25 protein-coding genes and 1 riboswitch are annotated in these 26,386 nt (G+C 39.5%); of the genes, 11 read left to right on the top strand and 14 right to left on the bottom strand.

The annotated features are described in order from the left end of the window. Positions 1–72 precede the first annotated feature (72 nt). On the bottom strand, positions 73–366 hold the full coding sequence (locus tag ACG9ZL_RS00295; RefSeq protein WP_419358697.1) for an antibiotic biosynthesis monooxygenase family protein: 294 nt from the start codon (positions 364–366) through the stop codon (positions 73–75). Between the two features lie 152 nt (positions 367–518). Here ACG9ZL_RS00295 and ACG9ZL_RS00290 point away from each other — a divergent pair, with 152 nt between their 5' ends. Further along, complete coding sequence (locus ACG9ZL_RS00290) at positions 519–1,454, top strand: DMT family transporter (protein ID WP_336953653.1); 936 nt, start codon at positions 519–521, stop codon at positions 1,452–1,454. 83 nt (positions 1,455–1,537) lie between these two features. Here the strand turns inward: ACG9ZL_RS00290 and ACG9ZL_RS00285 are convergent, their stop codons facing one another. The 3 genes from ACG9ZL_RS00285 to ACG9ZL_RS00275 are packed head-to-tail and all read right to left on the bottom strand — an operon-like array spanning position 1,538 to position 3,570. Beyond that, positions 1,538–1,930: a DUF4870 family protein gene (locus tag ACG9ZL_RS00285; RefSeq protein WP_004725331.1), complete on the bottom strand. Its 393-nt coding sequence runs from the start codon at positions 1,928–1,930 to the stop codon at positions 1,538–1,540. 31 nt (positions 1,931–1,961) lie between these two features. Further along, the gene (locus ACG9ZL_RS00280) at positions 1,962–2,600 is read right to left on the bottom strand and encodes a DUF1294 domain-containing protein (RefSeq protein ID WP_336953652.1); all 639 of its coding nucleotides are present in this window, start codon (positions 2,598–2,600) and stop codon (positions 1,962–1,964) included. Positions 2,601–2,619: 19 nt separating this feature from the next. Continuing rightward, positions 2,620–3,570, bottom strand: a complete 951-nt coding sequence (locus ACG9ZL_RS00275) for a homoserine kinase (RefSeq protein WP_419358694.1) — start codon at positions 3,568–3,570, stop codon at positions 2,620–2,622. Positions 3,571–3,683: 113 nt separating this feature from the next. On the opposite strand from ACG9ZL_RS00275, the gene hisF reads away from it, so the two are divergent. Continuing rightward, on the top strand, positions 3,684–4,442 hold the full coding sequence (gene hisF / locus ACG9ZL_RS00270; protein WP_427927399.1) for an imidazole glycerol phosphate synthase subunit HisF: 759 nt from the start codon (positions 3,684–3,686) through the stop codon (positions 4,440–4,442). A gap of 425 nt (positions 4,443–4,867) precedes the next feature. Continuing rightward, positions 4,868–5,170: an SEL1-like repeat protein gene (locus ACG9ZL_RS00265; RefSeq protein ID WP_419358693.1), complete on the top strand. Its 303-nt coding sequence runs from the start codon at positions 4,868–4,870 to the stop codon at positions 5,168–5,170. 43 nt (positions 5,171–5,213) lie between these two features. Here ACG9ZL_RS00265 and ettA read toward each other — a convergent pair whose 3' ends face one another. Then, positions 5,214–6,875 (bottom strand): energy-dependent translational throttle protein EttA, encoded by a 1,662-nt coding sequence (gene ettA / locus ACG9ZL_RS00260; protein ID WP_336953649.1) that lies wholly within the window; start codon positions 6,873–6,875, stop codon positions 5,214–5,216. Between the two features lie 663 nt (positions 6,876–7,538). Between ettA and ACG9ZL_RS00255 the strand changes: the two genes are divergently transcribed. After that, the gene (locus tag ACG9ZL_RS00255; protein ID WP_336953648.1) at positions 7,539–8,816 is read left to right on the top strand and encodes an O-acetylhomoserine aminocarboxypropyltransferase/cysteine synthase family protein; all 1,278 of its coding nucleotides are present in this window, start codon (positions 7,539–7,541) and stop codon (positions 8,814–8,816) included. 77 nt (positions 8,817–8,893) lie between these two features. On the opposite strand, the gene phoU is transcribed toward ACG9ZL_RS00255, so the two are convergent. After that, positions 8,894–9,616 (bottom strand): phosphate signaling complex protein PhoU, encoded by a 723-nt coding sequence (gene phoU, locus ACG9ZL_RS00250; RefSeq protein WP_336953647.1) that lies wholly within the window; start codon positions 9,614–9,616, stop codon positions 8,894–8,896. Positions 9,617–10,066: 450 nt separating this feature from the next. On the opposite strand from phoU, the gene ACG9ZL_RS00245 reads away from it, so the two are divergent. From ACG9ZL_RS00245 to gluQRS, 7 genes are all read left to right on the top strand, one after another. Beyond that, positions 10,067–11,083, top strand: a complete 1,017-nt coding sequence (locus ACG9ZL_RS00245; protein ID WP_336953646.1) for a hypothetical protein — start codon at positions 10,067–10,069, stop codon at positions 11,081–11,083. A gap of 65 nt (positions 11,084–11,148) precedes the next feature. Continuing rightward, positions 11,149–12,204: a hypothetical protein gene (locus tag ACG9ZL_RS00240; RefSeq protein WP_419358691.1), complete on the top strand. Its 1,056-nt coding sequence runs from the start codon at positions 11,149–11,151 to the stop codon at positions 12,202–12,204. Between the two features lie 53 nt (positions 12,205–12,257). Beyond that, positions 12,258–12,391, top strand: a riboswitch (TPP riboswitch). Between the two features lie 136 nt (positions 12,392–12,527). Then, complete coding sequence (gene thiC / locus ACG9ZL_RS00235) at positions 12,528–14,423, top strand: phosphomethylpyrimidine synthase ThiC (RefSeq protein WP_419358690.1); 1,896 nt, start codon at positions 12,528–12,530, stop codon at positions 14,421–14,423. Positions 14,424–14,498: 75 nt separating this feature from the next. After that, the gene (locus tag ACG9ZL_RS00230; protein WP_419358689.1) at positions 14,499–15,119 is read left to right on the top strand and encodes an NUDIX domain-containing protein; all 621 of its coding nucleotides are present in this window, start codon (positions 14,499–14,501) and stop codon (positions 15,117–15,119) included. 9 nt (positions 15,120–15,128) lie between these two features. Beyond that, positions 15,129–15,938, top strand: a complete 810-nt coding sequence (gene cpdA / locus ACG9ZL_RS00225) for a 3',5'-cyclic-AMP phosphodiesterase (protein WP_336953642.1) — start codon at positions 15,129–15,131, stop codon at positions 15,936–15,938. A gap of 209 nt (positions 15,939–16,147) precedes the next feature. Continuing rightward, entirely contained in the window at positions 16,148–16,672 is a 525-nt protein-coding gene (gene dksA / locus ACG9ZL_RS00220) for an RNA polymerase-binding protein DksA (RefSeq protein WP_336953641.1), read from the top strand. A 4-nt stretch (positions 16,673–16,676) separates the two neighbouring features. Next, positions 16,677–17,591 carry a tRNA glutamyl-Q(34) synthetase GluQRS gene (gluQRS, locus tag ACG9ZL_RS00215; protein WP_336953640.1) on the top strand — a complete coding sequence of 305 codons (915 nt, stop codon included), beginning with the start codon at positions 16,677–16,679 and terminating at the stop codon, positions 17,589–17,591. 49 nt (positions 17,592–17,640) lie between these two features. On the opposite strand, the gene ftsW is transcribed toward gluQRS, so the two are convergent. The 8 genes from ftsW to ACG9ZL_RS00175 form a co-directional block, all read right to left on the bottom strand. Then, positions 17,641–18,837 carry a putative lipid II flippase FtsW gene (gene ftsW / locus ACG9ZL_RS00210; protein WP_419328005.1) on the bottom strand — a complete coding sequence of 399 codons (1,197 nt, stop codon included), beginning with the start codon at positions 18,835–18,837 and terminating at the stop codon, positions 17,641–17,643. 23 nt (positions 18,838–18,860) lie between these two features. After that, positions 18,861–20,207 (bottom strand): UDP-N-acetylmuramoyl-L-alanine--D-glutamate ligase, encoded by a 1,347-nt coding sequence (gene murD, locus ACG9ZL_RS00205; protein ID WP_336953638.1) that lies wholly within the window; start codon positions 20,205–20,207, stop codon positions 18,861–18,863. Positions 20,208–20,465: 258 nt separating this feature from the next. Further along, positions 20,466–21,011 carry a VTT domain-containing protein gene (locus ACG9ZL_RS00200; protein WP_004725292.1) on the bottom strand — a complete coding sequence of 182 codons (546 nt, stop codon included), beginning with the start codon at positions 21,009–21,011 and terminating at the stop codon, positions 20,466–20,468. Positions 21,012–21,119: 108 nt separating this feature from the next. Continuing rightward, positions 21,120–21,779 (bottom strand): riboflavin synthase, encoded by a 660-nt coding sequence (locus ACG9ZL_RS00195; protein WP_336953637.1) that lies wholly within the window; start codon positions 21,777–21,779, stop codon positions 21,120–21,122. Positions 21,780–21,871: 92 nt separating this feature from the next. Beyond that, the gene (locus ACG9ZL_RS00190) at positions 21,872–23,176 is read right to left on the bottom strand and encodes a DNA adenine methylase (protein WP_336953636.1); all 1,305 of its coding nucleotides are present in this window, start codon (positions 23,174–23,176) and stop codon (positions 21,872–21,874) included. After that, positions 23,173–24,285: a bifunctional diaminohydroxyphosphoribosylaminopyrimidine deaminase/5-amino-6-(5-phosphoribosylamino)uracil reductase RibD gene (gene ribD, locus ACG9ZL_RS00185; RefSeq protein ID WP_336953635.1), complete on the bottom strand. Its 1,113-nt coding sequence runs from the start codon at positions 24,283–24,285 to the stop codon at positions 23,173–23,175. The genes ACG9ZL_RS00190 and ribD overlap by 4 nt, the downstream gene beginning before the upstream one ends. A gap of 34 nt (positions 24,286–24,319) precedes the next feature. Then, positions 24,320–24,784: a transcriptional regulator NrdR gene (gene nrdR, locus ACG9ZL_RS00180; protein ID WP_419358686.1), complete on the bottom strand. Its 465-nt coding sequence runs from the start codon at positions 24,782–24,784 to the stop codon at positions 24,320–24,322. A gap of 144 nt (positions 24,785–24,928) precedes the next feature. Further along, a complete protein-coding gene (locus tag ACG9ZL_RS00175) occupies positions 24,929–26,335 on the bottom strand; it encodes an ammonium transporter (protein ID WP_419328007.1) in 1,407 nt (468 codons plus the stop codon). Positions 26,336–26,386: the final 51 nt, after the last annotated feature.

Raw genomic sequence — 26,386 nt, 5'->3', positions numbered from 1 at the left:
TTAAAAAAGAGAACCTAAGAGGTTCTCTTTTTTTATATGTGAAAAATAGTGTTTGAATTGCTATATTTTTATTTAAACCAATGTATTTTCAAAATGTTGCATTTCAATTTTACTGGCTAAAAAGGGTTTCATTGACATAAACCACTGTTTGAATTCATCCGTTTTCATAAAAATATCTGTATGGGTTTGAAGGTCAATCCAATGAATTTGTAGAATATATTTTTGATTGTCTTCTATACATCGGATCAATTTAAATTTTTCACAACCTTGAGCAATTCTAAAGGTATCCGATAGTTCATAAAATTTCTTTTCAAAAGCCATTTGTTGACCATCAACAATATGAAATAAAGCCTGTTCGATCACCATGATTTATTTCTCTTTATCAAAATTTTGATTCAATAGGCTATCACTATTGCATGACAATTGAATGATTTAAATACCCGATTACTCAGCTTAACATCTGCACAATCCTGTGCTTTCACGTAAAATAGCCCTGCTCTTCCACATTACTCTATTTTATGTCTTCCTCTCCCCTCGCTTTATTTTTAAAGTCCAGAACACCTCAAATTGCGTTGATACTCATGACCATGATTTGGGGTGGTACATTTGTCATTGTACATTGTGCCCTAAACTATAGTTCCCCTATGTTTTTTGTCGGTTGTCGTTTTGCTGCGGCCACCATTGCTGTTGGATTATTATCTTATAAATATCTAAAAGGTATAAATCTAAAAGAGCTAATCGCAGGTGCGCTCATTGGTGGCATGATTGCTGCAGGTTATGGCTCACAAACGGTAGGTATGCAAACTATTAGTAGCAGTGAGTCTGCATTTTTAACTGCTTTGTATGTACCACTTGTTCCGATTCTTATCTGGGTGATTTTTCGTAAAAGACCACATATCATGATCTGGCTTGGTATTTTTTTAGCATTTATCGGTTTAATTTTTCTGACAGGAAATGGTTTTGATCAAATTGATTTAAATACAGGGCAAATCGTCACATTAGTTGGCTCATTTGCAATTGCTATGGAGATCATTCTCATCGGGTACTTTGCTGGAAGCGTCAATATTCAGCGTGTAACGGTGATTCAGCTTGCCTTTGCTTCATTGATTTCATTTGCCAGTATGCCTTTTGTGGACGAGTTGCATATTCCACCCTTCTCGTGGCAATTGGTGATGCTTTCAGTTGGGCTAGGCTTAACCAGTGCTCTATTACAATTGACAATGAATTGGGCACAACGTTCTGTCGATCCTTCTCAAGCTGCCTTGATTTATGCTGGCGAACCAGTTTGGGCAGCTTTATTTGGGAGAATTGCAGGTGAGCGCTTACCATTGCTGGCTCTTTTTGGCGGTTTACTTGTAGTATTGGGGGTTATCATCAGTGAATGGAAACCCAAATTTTTATACAAACGACAGCTTGAAGAAAATTCGGCTGAGATAGAAAAACAGCGTTCTTAATCAGAACGCTGTTTTTACTAAAATTACTGTTTGATCAAGCTGTATTGCTCAAGAACAAGACTTACCAAATATTGTTCATTCAGTTATATCGGTAAGGCTTGATCATCATTCAGCGCAATAATGCCTCGAATGGCCCGATAGACAATCCATATCCAAGAAATAAATAAAGTGGCAGCACAAAAGATCGTAGCACCCACCGCAACACCAGCAAAGGCATTGACATTATCCATGGTAAAAAATAGAAAAATAAACGGAATAAATGCAATTACCGTCCAGACTAAATACCACCAAAAAGTGCGGATTTGCCATCTAAAATGACTTTCGAAAATCGTACCACGGACCGAATTCAATTTTACATAATTGATAATCAATGCAATGATTGCAAGAATTCCCGCAGAAAAAATTGCAACAATATAAAGGATATATAAAATTAAAGTCAGAGATTTACTATTATTTGGATCAACATAATTATTCATTGTAAGCCCTTTTAAATTTGCTAACGCCCGTTTAAATCTTAAACATATTCAAAGGCGAAATTAACCATAAAATCAATAAAATATTAAAGAATATGGTACACAAATAAATCTTTTTAAAGGGTTGTTTTTGTGTTTTATGTCGTAAGCGTTGCTGGGCTAGCCAAGCTGCGGGCCAACCGCCTAAAAAAGCTAAAATATGCAGGGTATTTTCAGGAACACGACGCTGATTGCTCTGCGCAGCTTCTTTATCTTGTGCGTAAAACCAATAGGTCATCACATTGATGATACTGACAAAAAGAATAAACATGCCATTGAGCAAACCACTTATGCTCAAGATTGCCAAAACAATAATATAAACAGCGCAAAGAATTTGCATCGGCTGTAATTTAGCCTGCTTTGTTGCATGTAAATGTTTGGCTTTAGCCGCTTGCGGGCTTGTCACTTTCGCCATTTGTGTAGCTTTTAAATACGTGACTTGTTTTGCTTTATAACGCCCTTGACCATCTAATTGCACCACATATTCAAGTGCACAGCCAACGATTGGGCGTGGCCCTTTTTGTGCAAAATCTTTGATGTGTAAAAATACGCGATCTTTTACACCATCATTTGGTTGAATAAAGCCATAGCCTTTATCATCAAACCATTCAACTAAACGACCTTGATCACGCATTTTATTTCCTAAAAAACTATTAAGCAGTAACAAACTTTAATCTTTCGATCAACATATTACGCATTTCTTGCGGATTTTTCTGCAAAATATCATCACCTGTACGTGCTTCAGCAGCATTCATCTGAGCAATTTGTAAACGCATCATCCAAAAGCGACCTGCGGCCATAGCCAAATATAACTCTAAACAAGCTCTTTCATCTTCAGTCAAAGGACGAATCGAGGTATATGCATTTAAGAAAGCCATTGCTTTGGCTTCATTCAAAGTAACACTCGGATATTCTGTACAAAAATCATTTAACGTAATCGCAATATCAAAAAGCAATTCATCTTGATTCATTTCATAAAAATCAAGAATGCCTTTTAACTCATCGCCTTCAAACAAAGTATTGTCACAGAACAAATCCGAATGAATAAAACCTTTAGGTCGATTTGGATACATCATTGTCAGTGCTTCATACAAACCTAAAAGATTATTCAGCAAAGCACTATCAGCTACATCTAAAGTCGGTTTAATTTGTTGAGCAACGTTGTACCAATAAGCATGATCACGCACCACTTGACGCTGTAATGGGAAGTCTTGTAACGCCACATGCATTTTGGCCTGTGCCACAGCAATTTGCTCAACTTGAGCGATTGTAGAGGGCATCGGATGTTTACCTGACATCCGTGGCGCAATTTGTGCAGGTTTATCTTTTAAATTATGAATCGACTGACCGCTATGTTTTAACGGAACAGGAACTGGCAAACCTTGTTGACCCAAGTGTTCTAAAACAGGAATTAATTCCCCTGCTGCTTGCGCATCCATATTTTCAAATAATGTTAATACGAACTGTGTTCCATCAGCACAAATGATAAAATAGTTGGTATTTTGCACACCGCCTTGAATTGGTTTAAGTTCAACCACCTCTAATCCATAAGGTGCTGCAAAGTGTTGAACTTCTTTTAAACTCAAAGTGGTATAAACCGACATAGAAAACCTGCGAAAAAACTTACATAAGTTTGATAGAATAACCGCTTCGACTATCGAGGTGTAGCACCTAAGTCACGAACTTTCATAATCGCCTGTTATTTTTGGAAAAAATTATGCTCGCTAAACGTATTATTCCTTGCCTGGACGTAGATAATGGTCGTGTGGTGAAAGGTGTCCAGTTTTTAGATATCCGTGACGCAGGAGATCCTGTAGAAGTTGCCCGTCGTTATAATGAGCAAGGTGCAGATGAAATCACCTTTTTAGACATTACCGCAACATCGAATGGCCGTGATACCACTTATCGTACTGTTGAACGTATGGCTGAAAGTGTGTTTGTCCCCCTTACAGTTGGTGGTGGTGTTCGTAAAGTTGAAGATATCCGTTTGTTATTAAATGCAGGTGCAGATAAAGTCAGCATCAACTCTGCTGCAGTATTTAATCCTGAATTCGTTCAAGAAGCTTCTCAGCGCTTTGGTGCACAATGTATTGTTGTAGCAATCGATGCAAAAAGAACTGGTGAAAATAAATGGGAAATTTTCACCCATGGCGGCCGCAAACCGACAGGCATAGATGCGATTGAATGGGCTGTGAAAATGGCACAATTCGGTGCAGGTGAGTTATTGGTTACCTCTATGGATGCAGATGGGACTAAAGCGGGTTATGACATTGGTTTAATGCGTCAAATTAATGATCGTGTCACCATTCCGACCATTGCATCAGGTGGTGTGGGTAATTTACAACATTTAGCAGATGGTATTTTAAAAGGTGGTGCCGATGCTGTATTGGCAGCCTCTATATTCCATTTTGGTCAATACTCTATCCCTGAGGCGAAAAAATATCTTGCTGAGCAAGGAATTGAAATGCGTCTTTAATTGATAATGAGTACATATATAGAAGAATGTTATTTTGCATTCTTTTATATATTATTTATTAAGCCCTATTAAAACACCTAGATAGAATACATAAATAATAGGTATTATTTTAAATAACGACTAACAACTCATTTTATATAAATTATCAATTATTAAACTCACTGATATCAAACTGAATAAGAATTAAAACTGAATAAATTATTTATTTATCTTGAATCACTTTTTAAATACTTTTATATGGAAAAATCCTGATCACTGGGTATTTCTTATTCTATTTATTTCCTTTAATCTTATGATAGGAACTTTATAAAAAATAAGCATGAGTCATTATGGATTTAATAAAAACAATACGAAAATTAAAGGAAATCTTCAGTTATAAATACCATTATTCCACCCCATATCAATCATTTAATATCTCTGAATCAATGCACATTTACCATCGCGCAACCAGTTATGAACATTTAGCGCTGAATCAGCAGTATAAACTTGATATTGATTACCATCACAATGAAAAAATATATAAATATCAACGTAATGCGATTTGGTATTTTTTACATTCAGCACTCAAAGGGTATAGCTCAGCACAATATAAATTAGGCATGATTTACTTACAGGGGCAACTTGGATTATCTCCAGATAAAGTCAATGCATACAAATGGTTATTACTTGCTGCAAATCAGGGTTATCTCGAAGCACGAGACCAACTATGTCATTTCTATCAGCAATAAAAAACCAGCTCGAAAGCTGGTTTTTTATCAACAAAATGAGGAGTTAACCCCCAATTTTTTTGTATTTGGTCCGTTTTTGCACAGCAGCATCACCCAAACGAGCTAAGCGATATGCTTCATATTCAGCATAGTTACCTTCGTAAAATTCAGGCTGTTCATTTTCAAATGACAAGATATGTGTCGCAATACGGTCGAGGAACCAACGGTCATGCGATACCACCATAACAGTACCAGGGAATACAAGAATTGCATCCTCTAGTGCACGTAATGTTTCAATATCCAAATCATTCGACGGTTCATCGAGCAAAATCACGTTTGCGCCCATCTGAAGAATCTTTGCAAGTTGTAAACGGTTACGTTCACCACCAGACAATTCACCTACACGCTTTTGCTGATCTTGACCTTTGAAGTTAAAACGACCGATATAGGCACGAGATGCGATCTCATATTCGCCAATTCTTAAGATATCTAAACCGCCAGAAACTTCTTCCCAAACGGTTTTATTGTTATCTAAAGTGTCACGAATCTGACCAACATAAGCAACTTTTACAGATTCACCTAATACAACGCTACCCGTATCCGGTTGCTGTTCGCCTGTCATCATACGGAATAATGTAGTTTTACCCGCACCGTTTGGACCAACAATACCAACAATTGCCGTTGGTGGCACCGTGAAAGATAGGTTTTCATAAAGTAGACGACCATCAAACGATTTACTGATGCCCTCAACTTCTACAACCTTATTCCCTAGGCGTGGACCAGGTGGAATATAGATTTCAGACGTTTCATTACGTTGTTGGAACTCACGAGAGTTAAGCTCTTCAAAGCGCTCCATACGTGCTTTGTTTTTCTTTTGCTGACCTTTAGCATTTGAACGAACCCATTCCAATTCTTTTTTCAATGCTTTAGCAAAAGATTCTTCTTGTTTATTTTCCTGCTCTAAACGAGCATTCTTTTGTTCCAACCAAGAAGAATAGTTACCTTGATAAGGAATACCATGTCCACGGTCAAGCTCAAGAATCCACTCTGCAACGTTATCCAAGAAATAACGGTCATGGGTAATTGCAACAATTGTACCGGCAAAGTCTTTCAAGAAGCGTTCTAACCAAGATACAGATTCTGCATCCAAATGGTTCGTCGGTTCGTCAAGCAGTAGCATGTCTGGTTTAGACAATAACAAACGACATAATGCAACACGACGACGTTCACCACCTGAAAGTAAGCTTACGTCAGAATCCCATGCTGGGAGATTCAATGCTGCCGCAGCCTGATCCATTTGGTTACTTAGGTTATGCGCATCCCAAGCATGGATAATTGCTTCTAATTTCTCTTGCTCTTTTGCAAGCGCATCAAAGTCAGCATCTTCAGCTGCATATTCAGCAAAAACTTCATCTAAACGTGCCAATGCATCCAATGGTTCCCGTAAACCATCTTCAACGTTACCACGAACATCTTTATTTGGATCTAATGGTGGTTCTTGCTCAAGATAACCGATTTTAATACCTGGTTGCGCACGAGCTTCACCTGAGAAATCTTTATCTACGCCAGCCATAATACGGAGTAGGGTAGATTTACCTGCACCGTTTAAACCAAGTACACCAATTTTTGCACCTGGGAAAAATGATAAAGAGATGTCTTTTAAGATTTCGCGTTTAGGCGGAACCATCTTCGACACACGGTTCATCGTGTAAATATATTGGGCCACGTAGGACTCCTCTATAATGAATAGAAATTCGCAAAATGCGAATAAATAAATACCGTCAATTATACGCTGAATTTATCTATTTTTGTTCAGATTTGTCCAATTGATTGAGATATTTTAAAAGCATCAAGAAAACATTTTCAACACCAATAATCTCAATCAAATTGCAATCTCAAACATTATCACCAACAAAAATTCGACTGATAATGATATACAAATTGTGTCTTGGTCTGAGTTGAACTTGGTGCATTGTAGTTTGACAATGATTACACAAGCGTCAGCACCAAACGCCAATGTTATATTTTTGGTTAAGGTCATCTGTGTTGTTGAATTTTGTTCATCATCAGAACATGCGGTCAAACCCAGTAAACTAGAGCGTACTAAAGTTAAAGTTGTTTTATGGCGAGTTAGTTTATTTATTACTGCTTATTTATTGTGTTTTTTAATAACAGAATTTATAGAAGTGTCTATGCTAGTTTGAGCAAATGACAGCTTAATGAACTCAGCGATATTCGGTCTCTATTTACTCGTTCAAACTGAATTCAACTCGGGCTACAATGTTGGCTTTATCTATTTTTATGATTTTAAAATATATAAACCCTTGTTTACTTCATATATTTATTTGTTACACTCTATTGAAATTTAATAAAAAGTTGACGGAAGAACATGACATATAAAGATGAAACTCTTGCGATACATGCAGGCTATGAACCAGAAGCAACGACTAAAGCCGTAGCCGTTCCCATTTATCAAACAACCTCTTATGCCTTTGATAATACGCAGCACGGCGCAGATCTATTTGATCTTAAAGTTCAAGGGAATATTTATACACGTATTATGAACCCAACCACAGCTGTGCTTGAGCAACGCCTGAGCGCACTTGAGGGCGGTATCGGTGCTTTAGCATTGGCTTCTGGTATGTCTGCGATTACTTACTCAATCCAGACTATTGCAGAAGCAGGTGACAATATTGCATCGGTTTCAACGCTGTATGGCGGCACCTATAATTTATTTGCCCATACGTTACCTAAACAAGGCATTGAAGTACGTTTCTTTGATTACCAAGATCCTGAAGCATTGCGCGGCTTGATTGATGAAAAAACCAAATTGGTTTTCGTTGAGTCGATTGGCAATCCGTTGGGTAATATTATTGACCTAGATGCCATTGCTAAAATCGCACATGAATATGGTGTACCCGTCATTGTGGATAATACTGTTGCAACACCTGCCCTACTGAAACCTTTTGAACATGGTGCAGATATCGTGGTGCATTCATTGACTAAATATATTGGAGGTCATGGCAACTCGATTGGTGGTGCGATTGTCGATAGTGGTAAATTTCCTTGGGGCAAATATCCCGAGCGCTTCAAAGTCTTAAATACCCCCGATCCAAGTTATCATGGGGTGAACTATGTAGAAGCTTTGGGTGCTGCAGCATATATTGCCCGTGCACGTGTTGTCCCATTAAGAAATACAGGCGCAGCGATTAGCCCACTCAGCGTATTCTTAATTTTACAAGGTTTAGAAACACTAAATTTGCGTATGGAACGCCATACTGAAAATGCACAAAAAGTCGCTGAATATTTACAGGCGCATCCAAAAGTGCAATGGGTTAACTATGCAGGTTTAAAAGATCATCCACAGCATGCTTTGGCACAAAAGTATGTTAAAGGTAAACCCTCTGCAATTCTGTCTTTTGGGGTAAAAGATGGACGTGAAGGTGGTACCCGTTTTATCGACGCACTACAGCTGTTTACTCGCCTAGTGAATATTGGTGATGCAAAAAGTTTAGCCTGTCATCCAGCAACCACCACTCATCGTCAACTTAATGAAACAGAGCTAAAAGCAGCTGGTGTGAGTATTGATATGGTGCGTTTATCTGTGGGTATTGAACATATCGAGGATTTGATTGCGGACTTAGAACAAGCACTTGCTCAGGTGTAATTTTATTTTTGTAATCTTAAATATTACAAATAAAAAGACCTGAATGATTCAGGTCTTTTTATTGATCATAAATTCAATTACTTGCCTTGTACTTTTTGCTCAATTTCTTCAACGCTGGTATGACGAACATCAAAACCTTTTGCAATATAAATGACTTGTTCTGAGATATTACGCGCATGATCACCAATCCGCTCAAGTGAACGCAATACCCACATCACATTGATTACACGGCTAATATGACGTGGATCTTCGATCATGTAGGTCATTAGTGTGCGCGTCGCAGATTGGTATTCACGGTCAATATCTGCATCTGCCAACAAAACTTTTAAAGCCTGTTCTGCATCTACACGCGCAAAAGCATCTAAAGCATCATGAATCATTACACGCACTTGATTACCAATATGCCGTGTTTCCATATAACCACGCGGCGATTCACCCTCTTCACATAAAGTCTGTGCTATGCGGGCAATTTTTGCAGCTTCATCACCAATACGCTCTAAATCGGTATTGGCTTTACTCATGGCAATTACCATGCGTAAGTCGATTGCAGCTGGATGACGACGCGCCAGAATCAAAGTCAGTGCTTCATCAATTTCTCGTTCATAACGATTGACTGTATTGTCTTGAAATTGAACATCAATCGCCATATTGGCATTGGTATCCAATAAAGCGTGCACTGCATTTGCGACTTGTTGTTCTACCAAACCACCCATGGTCATAAATTTGGTATTCACATCCTGTAAGTCCTCATTAAATTGAGAAGATATGTGATGGTTTAATACAGGATTACTTGGGCTCAAGGTTAGATGCTCCACACGCAACAAAACTATTTTTATGGATTAATATTAAAGCACATTCATCATGAATATTTTATGACAAGTATTTTTCTTTCAAATAAATTTCTCAATATAGCTCATTTTGCTTCCAATCAAAGTGATTAGAGTAAATATACTACTACAATCTACTGAATTTAAATATGTAACTTTGCTATGAAAATCCATATAAACCCAGTTCTTGATTATTTATCGAATGCTAATTTTTACCAACCTTAAGTTAGACACACGCCTCAGTTTCTTGCAAAAATTAACGTTTTATTATCACAAAACTACAAAATATTTCATTTATTTAGCCTCGATTCAGCGACAATGGCACCGAACAAAATTGAGCTTCTTTTAAATGCTGGTCGAATGAAATTTCCTCGCAATATCCTTCATTTTCTCATTTCAGGCATACTCGTTATATTGAGTTGCATGATGGTTATCGCATGCCAAAAACCAACGACTGACATTGTTAAAGAGTCTAAAGAGACTCCACCAAAAGAAAATCCAATACCTGATTTAACTCAAATTTGTCAAAATCTCAAAAATGAAATGCTTGCAATCAACGAAAAAAGAACCACACTTGCAATAGAGCAAGTCAATCAAGATATTCGTATGTGTTTGCCATTGATGAAACCTGCGGAACAAATGGTATTGATGCATCAGTCAAAACGTATGTATCAACAATTTTTACAGATCGAACGTACTTCAGAACAACAGCAAGCATTTGAAAATTATGCTTTAGATCAAGCTGCATACCCCACCATTCAACAAAGTAAATTTGAACAACTTAATCTTCGTGATCAATATTTATTACGTCACAAAGGGCAAGCTTATATTGAGCTGACCGAACAAACAGATGATAAAATTGTGTATCGTAGAAGCCCGCAATATCTAGCAAAAGTTTTCGCGCCGTATCTAACTGCGCCTGAACAAGTTTTTATCGAAAATCTTGCAGAACAAAATACTCACCCACTTTTTAAAAATCATAAACTCGATATTGATGCTGAAGAAACTGCCAAAAGAGCTAAATTTTGGCAAGATTACCTGCAAACCTACCCCAATAGCCCTTTTTTAAATGATGCGCAGTTCCTAAAAAATGCATATAGCAGTCTATTATTTTTAGGTACTGAAGAAGCACCTATTTCGATAAGTTTTGAAAATCAAACCGATATAGATGCCTTAAGTTGGTTGGTGATTGAACGATTGGCAAAATCTAATGATGGTGAGCTTTCAGCACAGGCGAAAAAGTTTGTTCATTTTTTAAACATGAGCAAAGAGCAAAGACAACAAAAAATTCAAATTAGTGAAAAAGAACGCACTAAACTAGAAAATATTCCTCAATTATTGGCACTTTCCCAACTCAATCAATATCTAAATCTAAGCCCAATCGACTTTAAGCGTGTTAAAAAAGATTGCTTTAGCGATGCGATTTGTTCTGACAGTTAGATGTTATTTCAGTTCAATTTTTATTATTCTTGTGGCATTCAATAACTCACAACAACAGTCATTCTATGAAAGTTTTAAAACAACATTTGTCACTCACAACACTTTTCATTTGTGTCCAATTCAGCGCTTGCCAAAAACATGAGAATAATCAAAAAAATGAAACAACCGAAGCAGCTGCTTCTGAAGTGGCTCAGACCCGTACAATTGAAATTCCAGCTGTTCCACAAAACTGTAACGAGATAGATACAAGCATCAAAAAATTAGAAAAAAAGGTTATCGTTGAAGATTTAAATGACCTCAATCAATTATTTAAAAAATGTCTCGCATCTACTCCATTAAAAACACGCTATCAATGGCAAGCAAAAATTGAAAACATTTATCAAAAACTCATCGCAGATGCCTCGCCTGAAGTATTTCAATATATGACCGACACACTTGCAGACGGTCAGTCGATGACAGCTCAACAAAAACAAGAACTGTATAAAAAGTTAAAACCTCGTGAGAAATATTTAGTTGATCACTCAAAAGACTTATATTTAGCAAAATTTTATATCGGCGAAGGTGAGTACACCTTTGTACAGCATCCACAATATGATCTGGATACTTTTGCACCCTATTTAGAAAAATCAGATCAGGTCTACTTTAAACAGATCCGTAAAGAGTATACAGGTGCCAACTATATTATGGACGCAGGGTTAGCAATTAGTTTTGATGAAGTGGCCAATCGACTGTTATATTGGGAAAAATTCAATAAAGACTACCCCAACAACCATTTTAAACATCAAGTCGTAGAGAACATTGAACAATACCGTAGTGCACTTTTTCAAGGCGAGGACAACACTCGCACGCTCTGGTTCGATGACGATAAAATTGCAGATGAACAAGCAATCAAAGCGATTGAAAAAATTGCAGGAAGTAAAACTGCAAGTAGCCCAACTGCACAGAAATTTGTGAATTTAATCAATGCAAGTGAAACGCTTTGGCAACAAATGCCAAAACCATCTAGCCAGTATCCTGAAGATAATTCAGCTGAACAGCAAGACATCCGAGCACAACGTGAAGCATTTGAACAAAAAATTAGAAAATCTGTCGAGGTAATTCTGGCTCAAGAAAATAATTGAAATTGATATCTGTATGCCAGCATATTTTCAATAAGAACATGCTAAGATTTGAACATCGCTTGACGGAGCGCGAGTAATACCTCGCTGAGATTTAGTCAGTTTTGCATCTCCTTGCCAAAACTTAAACTAAAGTACCGTTGAACCTGATCAGGTTAAGACCTGCGTAGGAATCAAGCATCTAAAAACTGACAGCCCATAGTTTATCTATTTTTGTCGCAATAGCGCTTTATTCTGATGATGAATTTAGCAGATAAAATAGACTAGATTTGCCACCGTTTTTGGTCGTGCTTGATTCGTTGATGTCATTCATAAGGATCATTGTAATGAACCAATTAACGAATCTATCCCCTGCTGATCAATTGGCTCAACACGAGCAAGAAGCCAAAGATCTGACTCGAATTTTACCCGCATCTAAAAAAGTTTATATTCAAGGTTCACGCCCAGATATTCAAGTACCGATGCGTGAAATTGAACTCACGGATACCCCAACAGGCCTTGGTGGTGAAAAAAATCCACCAATTATGGTCTACGACACTTCAGGTGTTTATACCGATCCCAACGTACACATTGATTTGAATAAAGGCTTACCCAATGTACGTGAATCTTGGATTGAAGAACGTGCGGATACTGAGCATTTAGCCAGCTTAACCTCTAAATTTGGTCAAGAACGTCTGAAAGATATTCGTACTGCTGAAATACGTTTTGCCCATATTCAAAAACCACGTCGTGCAAAAACAGGCAATAATGTCACTCAAATGCATTATGCCAAGCAAGGTATTATTACGCCTGAAATGGAATACATTGCCATTCGTGAAAATCAACGCCAGCATGAGGGTGTAGATATGCGCCAACATGCAGGACAAAATTTTGGCGCCCACAATCTTATGCAAATCACCCCTGAATTTGTGCGTAAGGAAGTCGCTGAAGGGCGTGCCATCATTCCAGCCAATATTAACCATCCTGAATGCGAACCCATGATTATTGGACGTAATTTCTTGGTGAAAATTAATGCAAATATCGGAAACTCAGCTTTGGGTTCATCAATAGATGAAGAAGTGTCGAAAATGACATGGGCAACCCGTTGGGGTGCAGACACCATCATGGACTTATCGACAGGTAAAAATATCCACGAAACTCGTGAATGGATTATCCGTAACTCGCCTGTTCCAATTGGTACAGTTCCTATTTATCAAGCACTTGAAAAAGTCGATGGTGTTGCAGAAAACCTCACATGGGAAATTTTTAAAGATACTTTAATTGAACAAGCTGAACAAGGTGTCGATTATTTCACCATTCATGCTGGGGTCTTATTGCGATATGTGCCAATGACAGCCAATCGTTTGACTGGAATCGTATCACGTGGCGGTTCGATCATGGCGCAATGGTGTTTGGCACATCATGAAGAAAATTTCCTCTATACACATTTTGATGAAATCTGCGAAATCATGAAAGCCTATGATGTGTCTTTCAGCTTAGGTGATGGTTTACGCCCAGGTTGTATTCAAGATGCCAATGATGAAGCGCAATTTTCAGAATTACGCACTTTAGGTGAACTGACCCATCGAGCATGGAAACATGATGTTCAAGTCATGATCGAAGGGCCAGGCCATGTTCCAATGCATATGGTGAAAGAAAATATGGACCTGCAACTTGAAGTCTGTCAAGAAGCACCGTTCTATACCCTTGGGCCACTCACCACAGATATTGCTCCAGGCTATGACCACATTACTTCTGCGATTGGCGCAGCAATGATTGGTTGGTATGGCACGGCCATGCTGTGTTATGTGACCCCAAAAGAGCATTTGGGCCTGCCCAATAAGAAAGATGTTAAAGACGGGATTATCACCTATAAAATCGCAGCACATGCTGCTGATTTAGCCAAAGGACATCCGGGTGCACAAGTCCGTGACAATGCTTTATCTAAGGCACGCTTTGAATTCCGTTGGGAAGATCAGTTCAATCTCAGCCTCGATCCAGATACAGCAAGATCGATGCATGATGAGACTATGCCTAAAGAGGCACATAAGTCCGCACACTTCTGTTCAATGTGCGGACCCAAGTTCTGCTCGATGAAAATCACTCAAAACGTGCGAGATTATGCACAAAATCAACAAAATGCAGCACACCCTGTAAATAACAAAACGGTTATAGAAGATGGTCTCAAAACCATGAAATCCGTTTATCAGGAACAAGGGCAAAAGTTGTACCATAAAGTGTAAAGTTTAAAAAAAACTTTTGTCTTTCACTATTTCTCAGTTAGGATGAAATGAATATGTTTCATCCTAACTGTGCACATGAACATCATTCAGCAAGCAACCTACACACCTAATGATGTAGAAATACAATCTCGTGAATATGCCTTTAAAGGTTTTGTTCAAGTCGAAAAAGTGAGCTTGCGACACCGATTATTTAATCAAACTGAATATACCACAACCATCCAACGTGAATTGATTCGCCGTAAAGAGGCTGCTGGTGTACTGATTTATAATGATCAGCAACAGAAATTTGCATTGATTGAACAGTTTCGTGTGGGGGCGATTGATGATGATGTTTCACCTTGGCAACTTGAAATCATCGCAGGTGTACTCGATGGAGATGAATCTCCAGAAAGTTGCATTCGGCGAGAAAGCGTTGAAGAATCTGGATGTGAATTAAATCAAATCAGACACTTGTTTAGCTTCTATCCATCTGCTGGTGCATGTGATGAAATCTTCCATCTCTATGTTGCTCAAGCAGCGTTACCCGCTGAAGGTGGGGTGTTTGGTATGCCTGATGAAAGTGAAAATATCAAACTTCATATCATTGATTATTCAGATCTGTGCATCTTATTACAAAGTAATCGTTTAAAAAATGCGCCTGTGATTATGGCTTTGCAATGGCTACAACAGCACTTGCATACATTTGAAAATGTCTAGGGGAAAGGCATGCAATCAGAGATATTGCCGCAAACTGATAAAGATAGAGTAATTATCCAAATCACAGATACACATCTGATGGATAGACCTGAGGCTGAATTTGTCGGGATTAATCCTGAAGAAAGCTTTCATGCCGTTATGAATGATATTCAGCAACGCTATAAAAATATCGATTTAATTTTACATACAGGTGATTTGGCTCAAGCTGCGTTTCCAGAAACCTATGCGCGCTATTTAGATTATATGCAGCGTTTTGGTATCAATTTTTATCAAATTCCAGGAAATCACGACAATCTGAACTTGTTTCCCTTCCATGCGCCAGAACCGATTCCCGCAGTTATTGAGTTAGATCAATGGCGTATCATTTTGCTGAATAGTGCTGTGAGCGGGCGTACTGATGGAAACATTCAAACAGAACAATTGGCACATCTAAAACTGTTATTGGAAAAAATGAGCGACAAATTCATACTCATCGCTTGTCATCATAATCCTTTTGATATGCATTCGAAATGGCTCGATCAGCACAAGTTAAAAAATGCAGATGAATTAAAAGCTGTACTTGAACCATTTGATAACATCAAAGCTGTTTTACATGGTCATGTTCATCAAGAGTCCTATAATATATGGAATGGAATACATTTTATTTCTACGCCTGCGACTTGTGTGCAATTTAAACCACTCAGCCAAGAGTTTTCATTTGATCCAATTGCACCTGGTTACCGTTGCTTACATTTAAAAGCCAATGGTGAATTTGAGACCTTTGTACACCGCTTGGATCACTTCAAAGTTACAATTAATGAAGAAATTTCAGGTTACTAGCTTTTCATTTTTGTTTTTTTCTATTAAGTTATTCGTCCAACGAGATATGCAGAAAGTCTAATTCAGGGTTAGGTGACTTTCATCTTGGTAAAAAAATCTATATGATGACGCCCCCGATAGATTCATTCTGTTGGTAGTGATAAAAAATACTTGCATATCACCATATTTTTTGCGTATAGATAATACGTATATGATGAGGAATGCCCTTTATGGCGAATGACAACCAAAATCAAGTCTTGGAAGAACAAACAGCAGCAGATGATAAGTCTGTAAAGCGAGTGCGTAAAACCAAGCCGAAGACCAATGAAAACGGTACTACAGCAAGTCTATTCGGTATCGAGCCTTATCAGCCAAAGAAAAATGAAGAATACATGTCTGAGGGGCAGCTCGAACATTTTCGTAAAATTTTGCTGGCATGGAAAGCTGAATTGATGTCGGAAGTGGATCGCACCCTAAATACAATGCAAGATGAATCTTCTTCTTTACCTGATGTAAATGACCGTGCTACGCAAGAAGAAGAGTTTGCCATTGAGTTACGTACCCGTGACCGTGAACGTAAACTTATTCGCAAAATAGAGCAATCTATTGAAGCGATTAAAAATGACGACTATGGTTTCTGTGAAACGTGTGGTATCGAAATTGGTTTACGCCGTTTAGAAGCACGACCAACCGCAACTTTATGTATCGATTGCAAAACCCTTGCTGAGATCAAAGAGAAGCAAAATAACGGTTAACGCTGTGTCAAATTCCTCCCCACCCCTCTCTTTTCCAAAGGGAGGGAGGAAGAATACTGTATACAAAGGACGGTTTGCACCTTCACCCACAGGGCCGTTACATTTTGGCTCCTTGGTGACTGCTGTTGCGAGTTATTGCGATGCTAAAGCTCATCATGGGCAATGGATCGTCCGAATAGAAGATACGGATATTCCACGTATTTATCCAGATAGTGAACAGCACATTTTAAAGTGTCTAGACGCTTTTGGTTTCCAATCTGATGTTGAAATCGTTTATCAAAGACATCGCTTAGACATTTACCAGTCAGTAATCGAACAACTCAAACAAAACAATTTAGTTTATGCTTGTGAATGTACCCGAAAAATATTAGGGTCAAATCATATCTACGCTGGAACTTGCCGAGACAAACAGCTCGACTTCGAAAACCAAGCCATTCGTTTAAAAGTGTCTGATCAAAATATTTGTTTCAATGATCGATTACAAGGGCAACATTGCGCTAATTTACACCACGATTTAGGTGATTTTGTTCTCACACGTCGTGACGGCATTATCAACTATCAATTGGCAGTCGTTGTCGATGATTATTTACAAGAGATCAGCCATGTGGTACGTGGTGCGGATTTATTGGATAATACTGAACGTCAAATTTGGCTAGGGCAGCTTTTAGGCTATCCCGCTCTTGAATATATGCACTTGCCGCTTGCAATGAATCATCTAGGGCAAAAACTCTCTAAACAGAACCATGCTCAAGCCCTTGATGTCAAACATGCGTCTGAATTGCTTTTAGAGGCGATTATAGCGCTTGGACAAGCGCCAGTGGACTTAGATCAGCCAGATAAAATGTTGGTTCAAGCCATCACTCAGTGGGATATTACAAGTATTCCCAAAGGAACAGAGATAAAAGCCATTTACCAATAAAAAAGCCACTTTTGATCAAATGGCTTTTTTATTCAAATTAAATAAATTGCTAAAAACTGGACTCTTCTCGCGCTGGATTAGCATCTTTGGTGGTTGCATCAATTTTAAGAATTAAACTGATCATCACCGCACACATAATTAAAGATGAACCACCATAACTAATAAATGGAAGCGTCAGCCCCTTGGTCGGTAACATTCCCATATTCATGCCTGCATTCACTAAGATCTGTAATAAGAAAATAATGCTAATCCCATAAGCCAAATAACCTGCTCGCAAATATTGATGATTGAGCGCACGTTGACCAATACGAATACAGCAAATCAACATCACAAACGAGAGCAACAAAACAGTCGAAATACCAAAGAAACCGAATTCTTCACCTAAAATTGCCAACATAAAGTCGGTATGTGCTTCTGGTAGATAAGACATTTTTTGAATACTATGTCCTAAGCCTACCCCAAACCATTCACCACGACCAAACGCCATCAATGCATTCGACAATTGATAACCTGAGCCTAAAGGATCAGCCCAAGGGTTTGAGAATGACATTAAGCGCTCATAACGATAAGGTTCAAACACGATCAATGATACAAATGCCACCAGAATCGCACCAAATGCAAAGCCAAACTGGATCATAGGCGCACCAGCCAAGAAGAATACACCCAGCATCGAAACTGCAATAACCACAGTTGCACCTAAATCAGGTTCTGCAATAATCAGTCCGACCGTCAGCAACATCACCACACCAAGACGTACCAAGCCCTTAATATTATTACGGACTTCTTCAGCACGGCGGACCACATAGTCCGCCGTGAATATCGCCATCATCACCTTGGCGACTTCGGTTGCCTGCAAGGTAAATCCCCCGACACGAATCCATCGTGTTGAGCCATTAACCTCAGTACCCACAACTAAAACGGCGAGCAATAAAGCAATGGTGATCAACCACAATGGAAAGGTATTTTTAAACCAAAGGTTGAGTGAAACTCGATAGGTAATTGCGGCCGCAACAAAAGCCACCACAATCGAAATTGCATGGCGAATCACATAGTGAAATTCGTTTTCATGCATTCTTTCTGCGTAAGGCATTGAAGCCGAAGCCACCATCACCGTTCCAATACATAACAATGATATGACGCAAAATATCAGTACATTACGTGGTGTAATCTCTGCCGGCAATTTTGGCATCCAACGATCATACACTTGGTTAATCTTACTTATAGTCGTCTGAGCTAACCCAGCCATACTTTATTTCCTTATGATTCTTTTTAGTTTAGAGCATTTACATATTCAACAAAGCGATGACCACGCTCAGGATAGCCTGTAAACATATCAAAGCTTGCACATGCAGGTGATAATAGCACTACATCTTGCGCATGCGTATGTTGTTGACAAAGTTCTACAGCTTGTTGCAAAGATGCTGCATGTAGAAGTTCTGTTGTCCCTGTAATGGCGTTTTCAATAATTGAGCTGTCTTCACCAATCAGTACTGCAACTTTGGCATATTTTTGCAGAGACTCACGTAATGCAGTAAAATCCTGTCCTTTGCCCTGACCACCCAGAATAATCGCAACCTGACCATCTTGTGCTTCAATTGCAGCACCTAAGCCATCCAATGCAGCCAAAGTTGCACCGATATTGGTGCCTTTAGAATCATTATAATAACGCACACCATCGACTTCTTTAACGAATTCGCAACGATGCTCTAAACCTTTAAATGTTTTTAAGGTTTCAAGCATTTTGTCTATAGGCAAACCAATCGCTTCACCTAGAGCTAAACATGCCAAAGCATTGGCAACATTATGTGTCCCTTGAATATACATCTCTGAACTTTTGAGTAGACGTTCACGACCTCGCGCTAACCAAATCGTACCGTTATCTTCTCTTAGGATACCGTATTGTTTTAAATCAGGTGCATTGAGCCCAAAGCTTTGCATCGGTGTAACATCTGGCACCAATGGACGCGTCAATGAATCGTCACGGTTATATACGACTTTTTTCACACCTTGGAAAATACGATGTTTTGCCGCATGGTAACCTGCCATATCCCCATGACGGTCCAAGTGGTCTTCACTCATGTTCAAGACCACAGCCACTTCGGCATTTAAACTCGAGGTTGCTTCCAATTGAAAGCTGGAAAGCTCAAGGATATAAACATCTGGATCATCATGGGTTAAATCTAAAGCTGGGCGACCCAAGTTACCCCCTACCGCAACCTTTACTCCTGCTTCTTGCGCCATTAGGCCAATCAAAGTGGTCACGGTACTTTTTGCATTTGAGCCAGTAATCGCCACAATCGGTTTATCTGTAGCACGGCGGAGAATTTGAATTTCACTGATGACTGGAATGCCTTTTGCAATCGCAGCTTGAATTGCTGGTAACTGAGGATCTAACCCTGGACTAATGACGATCTCTTCAGCTTGCAAAAGTAAATCTTGATCGAGTTGACCAAAGCTGGTTTGAACTGCTGCTGGAATTTGCTCATGTCCTGGTGGAACTTCACGAGAATCTGTGACTGCAACACGGTAGCCATTTTCATGAAGAAAATTTACTGCTGAAACGCCTGAAATTCCAAGCCCAGCCACAACTTTTAACCCACCACGTTGTATTAACATTTTTGCTCACCAGCATTAAGATTTTAAAACTTGCAAAATGTTAGCACTTTGGCGATTTGAAAGCTTTTTCTGTTTTCACTTTCTAGATATTTTTTTGTGTCAGTGCGTAAAAATAGCAGCAAATTATTTTGATAAATACATCTGATTTTTTAAATAAAACCCTCGTGATTTTATTCTATTCTCAACATGAATAAGCCGAATGTTGAGGATCCATATTCGGCTTATTCATCGGGGCAGTTTACGACTGTCTAAATCTGATTAAAATGAATCGAGCAGTAAAGATAATAAGTTACCCGCGCCATAACCCGCACCAAGCAATAGCGCAATCCAAATCCATCCACCTAAAATGTTATACAACATGAATACAGGCATTTTCATATGCCCTGCACCTGCTGCAAAAGGAGCAAAAGAACGAACAAAAGGCACAAAACGGGCAACGAGAATGGTTTTCCCGCCATGCTTTTCAAAATAATGATTGGTCTTTTTAATATATTCAGGCTTAAACCAACGTGAATGCGCATGGAAAAACTTAAAACCTAGCGCACGCCCAGTATAATAGTTAACCATATAACCCAAAATTGAAGCAATAATCAGCAACACACCCATATAGTGCAAATGCACAGATTCAGCGGTAGAACATAAAGCACCGACAGCAATCAATAAACTATCGCCAGGGAGAAAAAACATAAAGACTGAGCCAGTTTCTGCAAAAATGATTAGAAACAAAATGGCATAAATCCACAACCCGTAATTCTCTAAAAAAGTGGGCAATAATTGTTCTAAATGCAATAAAAATTCAAGCAATACTCAACTCTCTTACAGAAGAATTCACGATATATTAGCCTAATTTAATCATGTATATATTAAAAGGCCTAAATAAATTAGGCTTTTTTAATCGGGTTTTGTTTTTATTTATTTTAAAAAACCATTGGCTGCCAGAAATTCCATACTGAGTTTAGACTCTGCTTTTGGCTCAGCAGCTTTATCACCAAGTAACAATCTTTCTATATAACGTGCCAATACATCCACTTCTAAATTCACTTGAGAACCCACTTTCCACGTTCCAATATTGGTCCGTTCAGCAGTATGTGGAATTAAATTTAAACTTAATATATTTCCACGTAAATGGTTGATAGTAAGGCTAATCCCATCTACAGTCACAGAACCTTTTTCAGCCAAATATTTAGCAATTTCAACAGGTGCAGTGACTTCGAAATACAGTGAGCGAGCATCTGAACGTACTACGGTGATTTCACCCACAGCATCGACATGCCCACTGACGATATGTCCACCGAAGCGTGTTGTTGGCAACATTGCTTTTTCTACATTGACCGCCTGCCCCGCTTTCCAACTTGCTAGAGTCGAACGATTTAAACTTTCACGGGATACATCAGCAGCATACCAGTTGTTACCCCAGTCGATCACAGTTAAGCAGATCCCATTGGTCGCAATAGAGTCGCCCAAATGCACATCTGACATATCCAAGTCAGTCTGAATACGTAAGCGCACATCACCACCTACATTTTGTAAACTTTCGACTTTACCCAAACTTTCAATGATACCTGTGAACATAATTCTACCTACTGCTGCAGTGAGAGAAACTGATGAAGTTCAATCTTGTTTATTTTGCACTTGCTACATATTTTAAAGGCAAAGGCGAGTTGTTACCATAAGGCCAATTGCGTACTGACACCTGATGTATCCACACCACCCAATTCTGCAAAATGATAGAGTTGACCCAACAGCTGACGCAATGGTGGTCCGGACTTGGCATGGGTATCGGTGATCACAATAAACTCAAGAACACGTGCGCGCTCAGACTGACGTTGTTTACTGACACGATAGCGAGGCACATCCTGAGTCAATAAGGTGACTTTGCCACGTTTCAGATTAGCTGCCAATAAGTCTTTGGCTTCAATATTGCCATCAGTGGAGTAACTGGTGAGAATATAACGCGCATTAATGGTTTCCAGTAAATTCTCATAGGCTTCTTGTGCATACTTAGAGGAATTATAAGGACTTGGACGTTCTTTACGCCATGCACGGTCAATCCCGCTTTTAAAACCTTTTGTATCCGGTGTAGGTAAATCAGTTTGATCCCAAAGTGTTAGCGAGTTGAGCACATGATAATTGCTACTATAGGCATGTTGGTTATACGGTGGATCTAGATAAGCCACATCAACTTCAAAACCACTCATCTGATTCGCCAAATGCTGTGCATCCACACACCACACTTCTGCCATAGGGGTTTTCTGTTGATTATGTCCTACTTCACTAAAGCGGCTGGGTGTTAGCCATAATAAAGATTCAATACGTTCTAACGCAGTTTGGGTTTTTCCACCCCAACCATGATGGAAGCTTTTAAATACACCGCTGGTATTGCTGACAAAACTTGCCGAATAGAGCAAAGGTGCCAATAACGCACTCATTTCTACATCGTCAATTGCACCCTGTGCTTGCCAAGTAGCAATTTGCTGGCGAATTGCATCTATGCGCATCCCATTGCGGCGTTTAAAAAATAAACGGTCTCGTGCAGGGTCATAAATTTCATCATTGCGCGGACAAAGGTTATGGGTAACCCATCCTTTCACTTCAGGCAAGCGGTTTAAATAATCGATGGCTTTCTGATACCCACCCAATTCTTTAAATGCAGGTGCATCTGTGCATGCCAAAATGGCATGATTTAATGCATGACTATAAGGTTCCCAGTCATTGGCAATCACCCTATAGCCATTTTGACGAGCTAAGCGCGAAACCACACCACTGCCAGCAAAAAAATCGGCAAAAATTGGGGCGCGTTTACCCTTAGGATTCAAAGTTCCTGTGATTTCAAGCGCTTCAAGAATCAGATGCAACAAACGGCGTTTGTTTCCTAAATAGGGAACTAACTGATGAAAAAGATATTCATCTGTTGTACGCGCAGCATGACGACGTTTATGGTAAACCGATGATGTTGACTCTGGATTCATACTGACTCTTGTGAAGGGATAAGTCTTAAGCGAATGTCATCACCAAACTGATGAACATCTTGTAACTTAAAACGTAATTGTTGTGCCATCGTTTCAAATTCGGCATTGAACATGGCACGTGCTGATTGTCCTAAAAAGGTCGGGGCAACATAACTGATTAATTCATCCACCAGATTTCCCTGCAAAAATGCAGTGGATAATGTCGCACCAGCTTCAACCAACACATCGTAAATTTGGAAATCTTTTAAAGTAGCAAGCAAATCTTTTAAAGATTGAACTTCTAATTGTACCACGCCCAGCTTAGCAAGTTCTTGACGAAATGGCCCCATGACCACCACTGTTTCAGGTGTGTTAAGAATTTGAGCATTGAGTGGCAAGCGACCTTGTCGGTCTAAAATCACGCGCTTAGGCTGTACAATCTTTGCAATATCAATATCGCCCAATGAACGTACATTTAATTGTGGGTCATCTGCCAAAATAGTATCAATCCCAGTAATCACTGCACCTGAAATGGCCCGCCAATGCTGAACATCTTGACGTGATTCGGCCCCAGTAATCCATTTAGACTCACCAGATGCCATTGCAGTACGGCCATCTAAACTGGAAGCAACTTTTAAACGAACATAAGGCAACCCTGTTGCCATTGCCTTTAAAAAGCCTTTATTGAGTTGTGCCGCTTGTTGCTCACAGATCCCTGTTTCAACCTTAATCCCTGCCTGACGTAAGATATCAACACCTTTACCAGCCACCAAAGGATTTGGATCAGCACATGCAACAACAACCTTACTTACACCCGCTTCAACCAGCCCTTTGGCACAAGGTGGTGTACGGCCATAATGCGCACAAGGTTCCAATGTAACATAAGCAGTTGCACCTTTCGCAGACTCGCCTGCTTGACGCATTGCAAAAACTTCTGCGTGTGGTTGCCCAGCTCGAGGATGATAACCCTCTCCCACCCATTGTCCATCTTTTACAATGACACAACCGACGTTCGGGTTTGGTCGTGTGGAATATTGTCCAAGCTTCGCAAGCTCAATTGCTTTCTGCATCCAAACCTGATCTATGTTTAAACAATCTTCGGGTTTAGAGTTTGAATCAAACTCAGACATAAAATTCCTAATCAATAACGTTCAAAAAATAAAATTAGTGGTCTTGCCCACGATCTTGCATTTGTTCAATTTGATGACGAAAAGCATCGATATCTTGGAAATCCTGATACACCGATGCAAAACGCACATAAGCCACATGATCCAATGCAAACAAAGATTTCATGACGATTTCACCAATGGTGCGTGAACGTACATCACGTTCACCCAAACGGCGAATTTGTAATTGAATATCACTAATGGCGGTTTCAATCTGTTCTTGAGTCACAGGTCTTTTTTGTAAGGCGTGCATTAAAGAACGTCGTAATTTTGCTTCATCAAATGGTTCATTTTTACCATCTGACTTGGTCACACGTGGCATCACCACCTCATAACTCTCAAATGTCGTAAAACGTTCGCCACAGCTGATACATTCACGACGTCGACGAATCTGGCTACCTTCAGCAGCCAAACGAGAGTCGATTACTTTACTATCTGCAGCATTGCAAAATGGACAGTGCATAGTGGTTTTATTGAACAAAATTCATGATTTCAGCTAGTGTAGCAAAAAAACCTGATTTTGTTGAGCCTTTCGCAAGATATGGAAAAAAAACAGCCCTTACGGACTGTTTTATACTATATATAGTTATTATTCAGATCTTATTAATTATTCGATACGTTCGCCATGTTGGCTTAAATCGAGCCCCATACGTTCATCATCAGATTCAACACGGATCCCAATCACAACATCGATGATTTTAAGCAAGATAAAAGTCACAATTGCTGAGTATGCGATGGTTGCTAACACACCTTCAACTTGCACCCATAATTGATGCATTACATCCGTTGGTGCTTTATCACCCATAATGAATGAGCTTGCAAATACAGCTGTTAAAATCGCACCAACAATACCGCCTACACCGTGTAAACCAAACGCATCCAATGAGTCGTCTGCTTTAAGGATACGTTTAAGACCAGAGATCCCCCAGAAGCATACTACACCACCGATTAAGCCCATGATCAACGCACCACTTACAGTCACAAAACCTGCCGCTGGCGTAATCACAACCAGACCAGCAACTGCACCCGATGCCGCACCCAATACTGAACCTTTACCACGAACAATTTTTTCAACCACTAACCAAGCAATTGCTGCAGCTGCTGCTGCAATTTGAGTCGTTACTAAAGCATACGCTGCTGAACCATTTGCACCCAAAGCAGAACCACCATTGAAACCAAACCAACCGACCCATACCAAGCTTGCACCCAATACAGTTAAGGTTAAGTTGTGTGGCGCCATAGATTCTTTGCCCAAGCCCATACGTTTACCCAGCAAATACGCAGCAACTAAACCTGCAACACCAGAGTTAATATGAACAACAGTACCACCCGCGAAATCAAGCGCACCATCATTCATTAACCAGCCACCGCCCCATACCCAATGAGCAATTGGTGCATAAACAATAATGACCCAAATTGTAATGAACGTGATCCAAGCACTAAATTTCATACGATCAGCCACAGAACCACTGATGATGGCAACGGTAATGATCGCAAAAGTCATTTGGAAAATAACGAAAAGAATTTCTGGAATTGTGCCACTCAGCGCATCTGTTGTAATCCCAGATAACATGATTTTATCGAAACCACCAATAAAAGCATTACCAGAACCAAATGCAAGTGAATAACCAATGACCACCCATACGATGCTGACCACTGCTGCAGCAGTAAAGCTTTGCGCCATAGTAGCAAGCACATTTTTCTTACGCACCATACCGCCGTAGAATAATGCTAAACCGGGAATTGTCATCAGCAATACAAGTGCTGTAGATACAAGAATCCACGCTGTATCACCTGTATTTAAAGTTGGTTTTTCTACTTCTGCTGCTGGCGCAGCTGTGGCAGTCACCGTTTCAGGCGCAACGGTTGCCGATGTATCGGCGACTGTTGCAGTCACATCACTTGCCGTTGCAACAGCTGTAGATGCAGGCTCAGCTACGTTTTCTTCTGCCCACGCAACTGATCCGCCAAGAAGTGCGCCAGACAGGCTGAGCGCTAATAGCATTTTTTTCATTCGTATCCCCCAACCTAATTTTGTGAGTTATGTATTGATATACATAACCAG

This window comes from Acinetobacter legionensis (assembly GCF_048551735.1).
Taxonomy (GTDB): domain Bacteria; phylum Pseudomonadota; class Gammaproteobacteria; order Pseudomonadales; family Moraxellaceae; genus Acinetobacter.
This window is presented reverse-complemented; position numbering and strand designations above follow the sequence as displayed.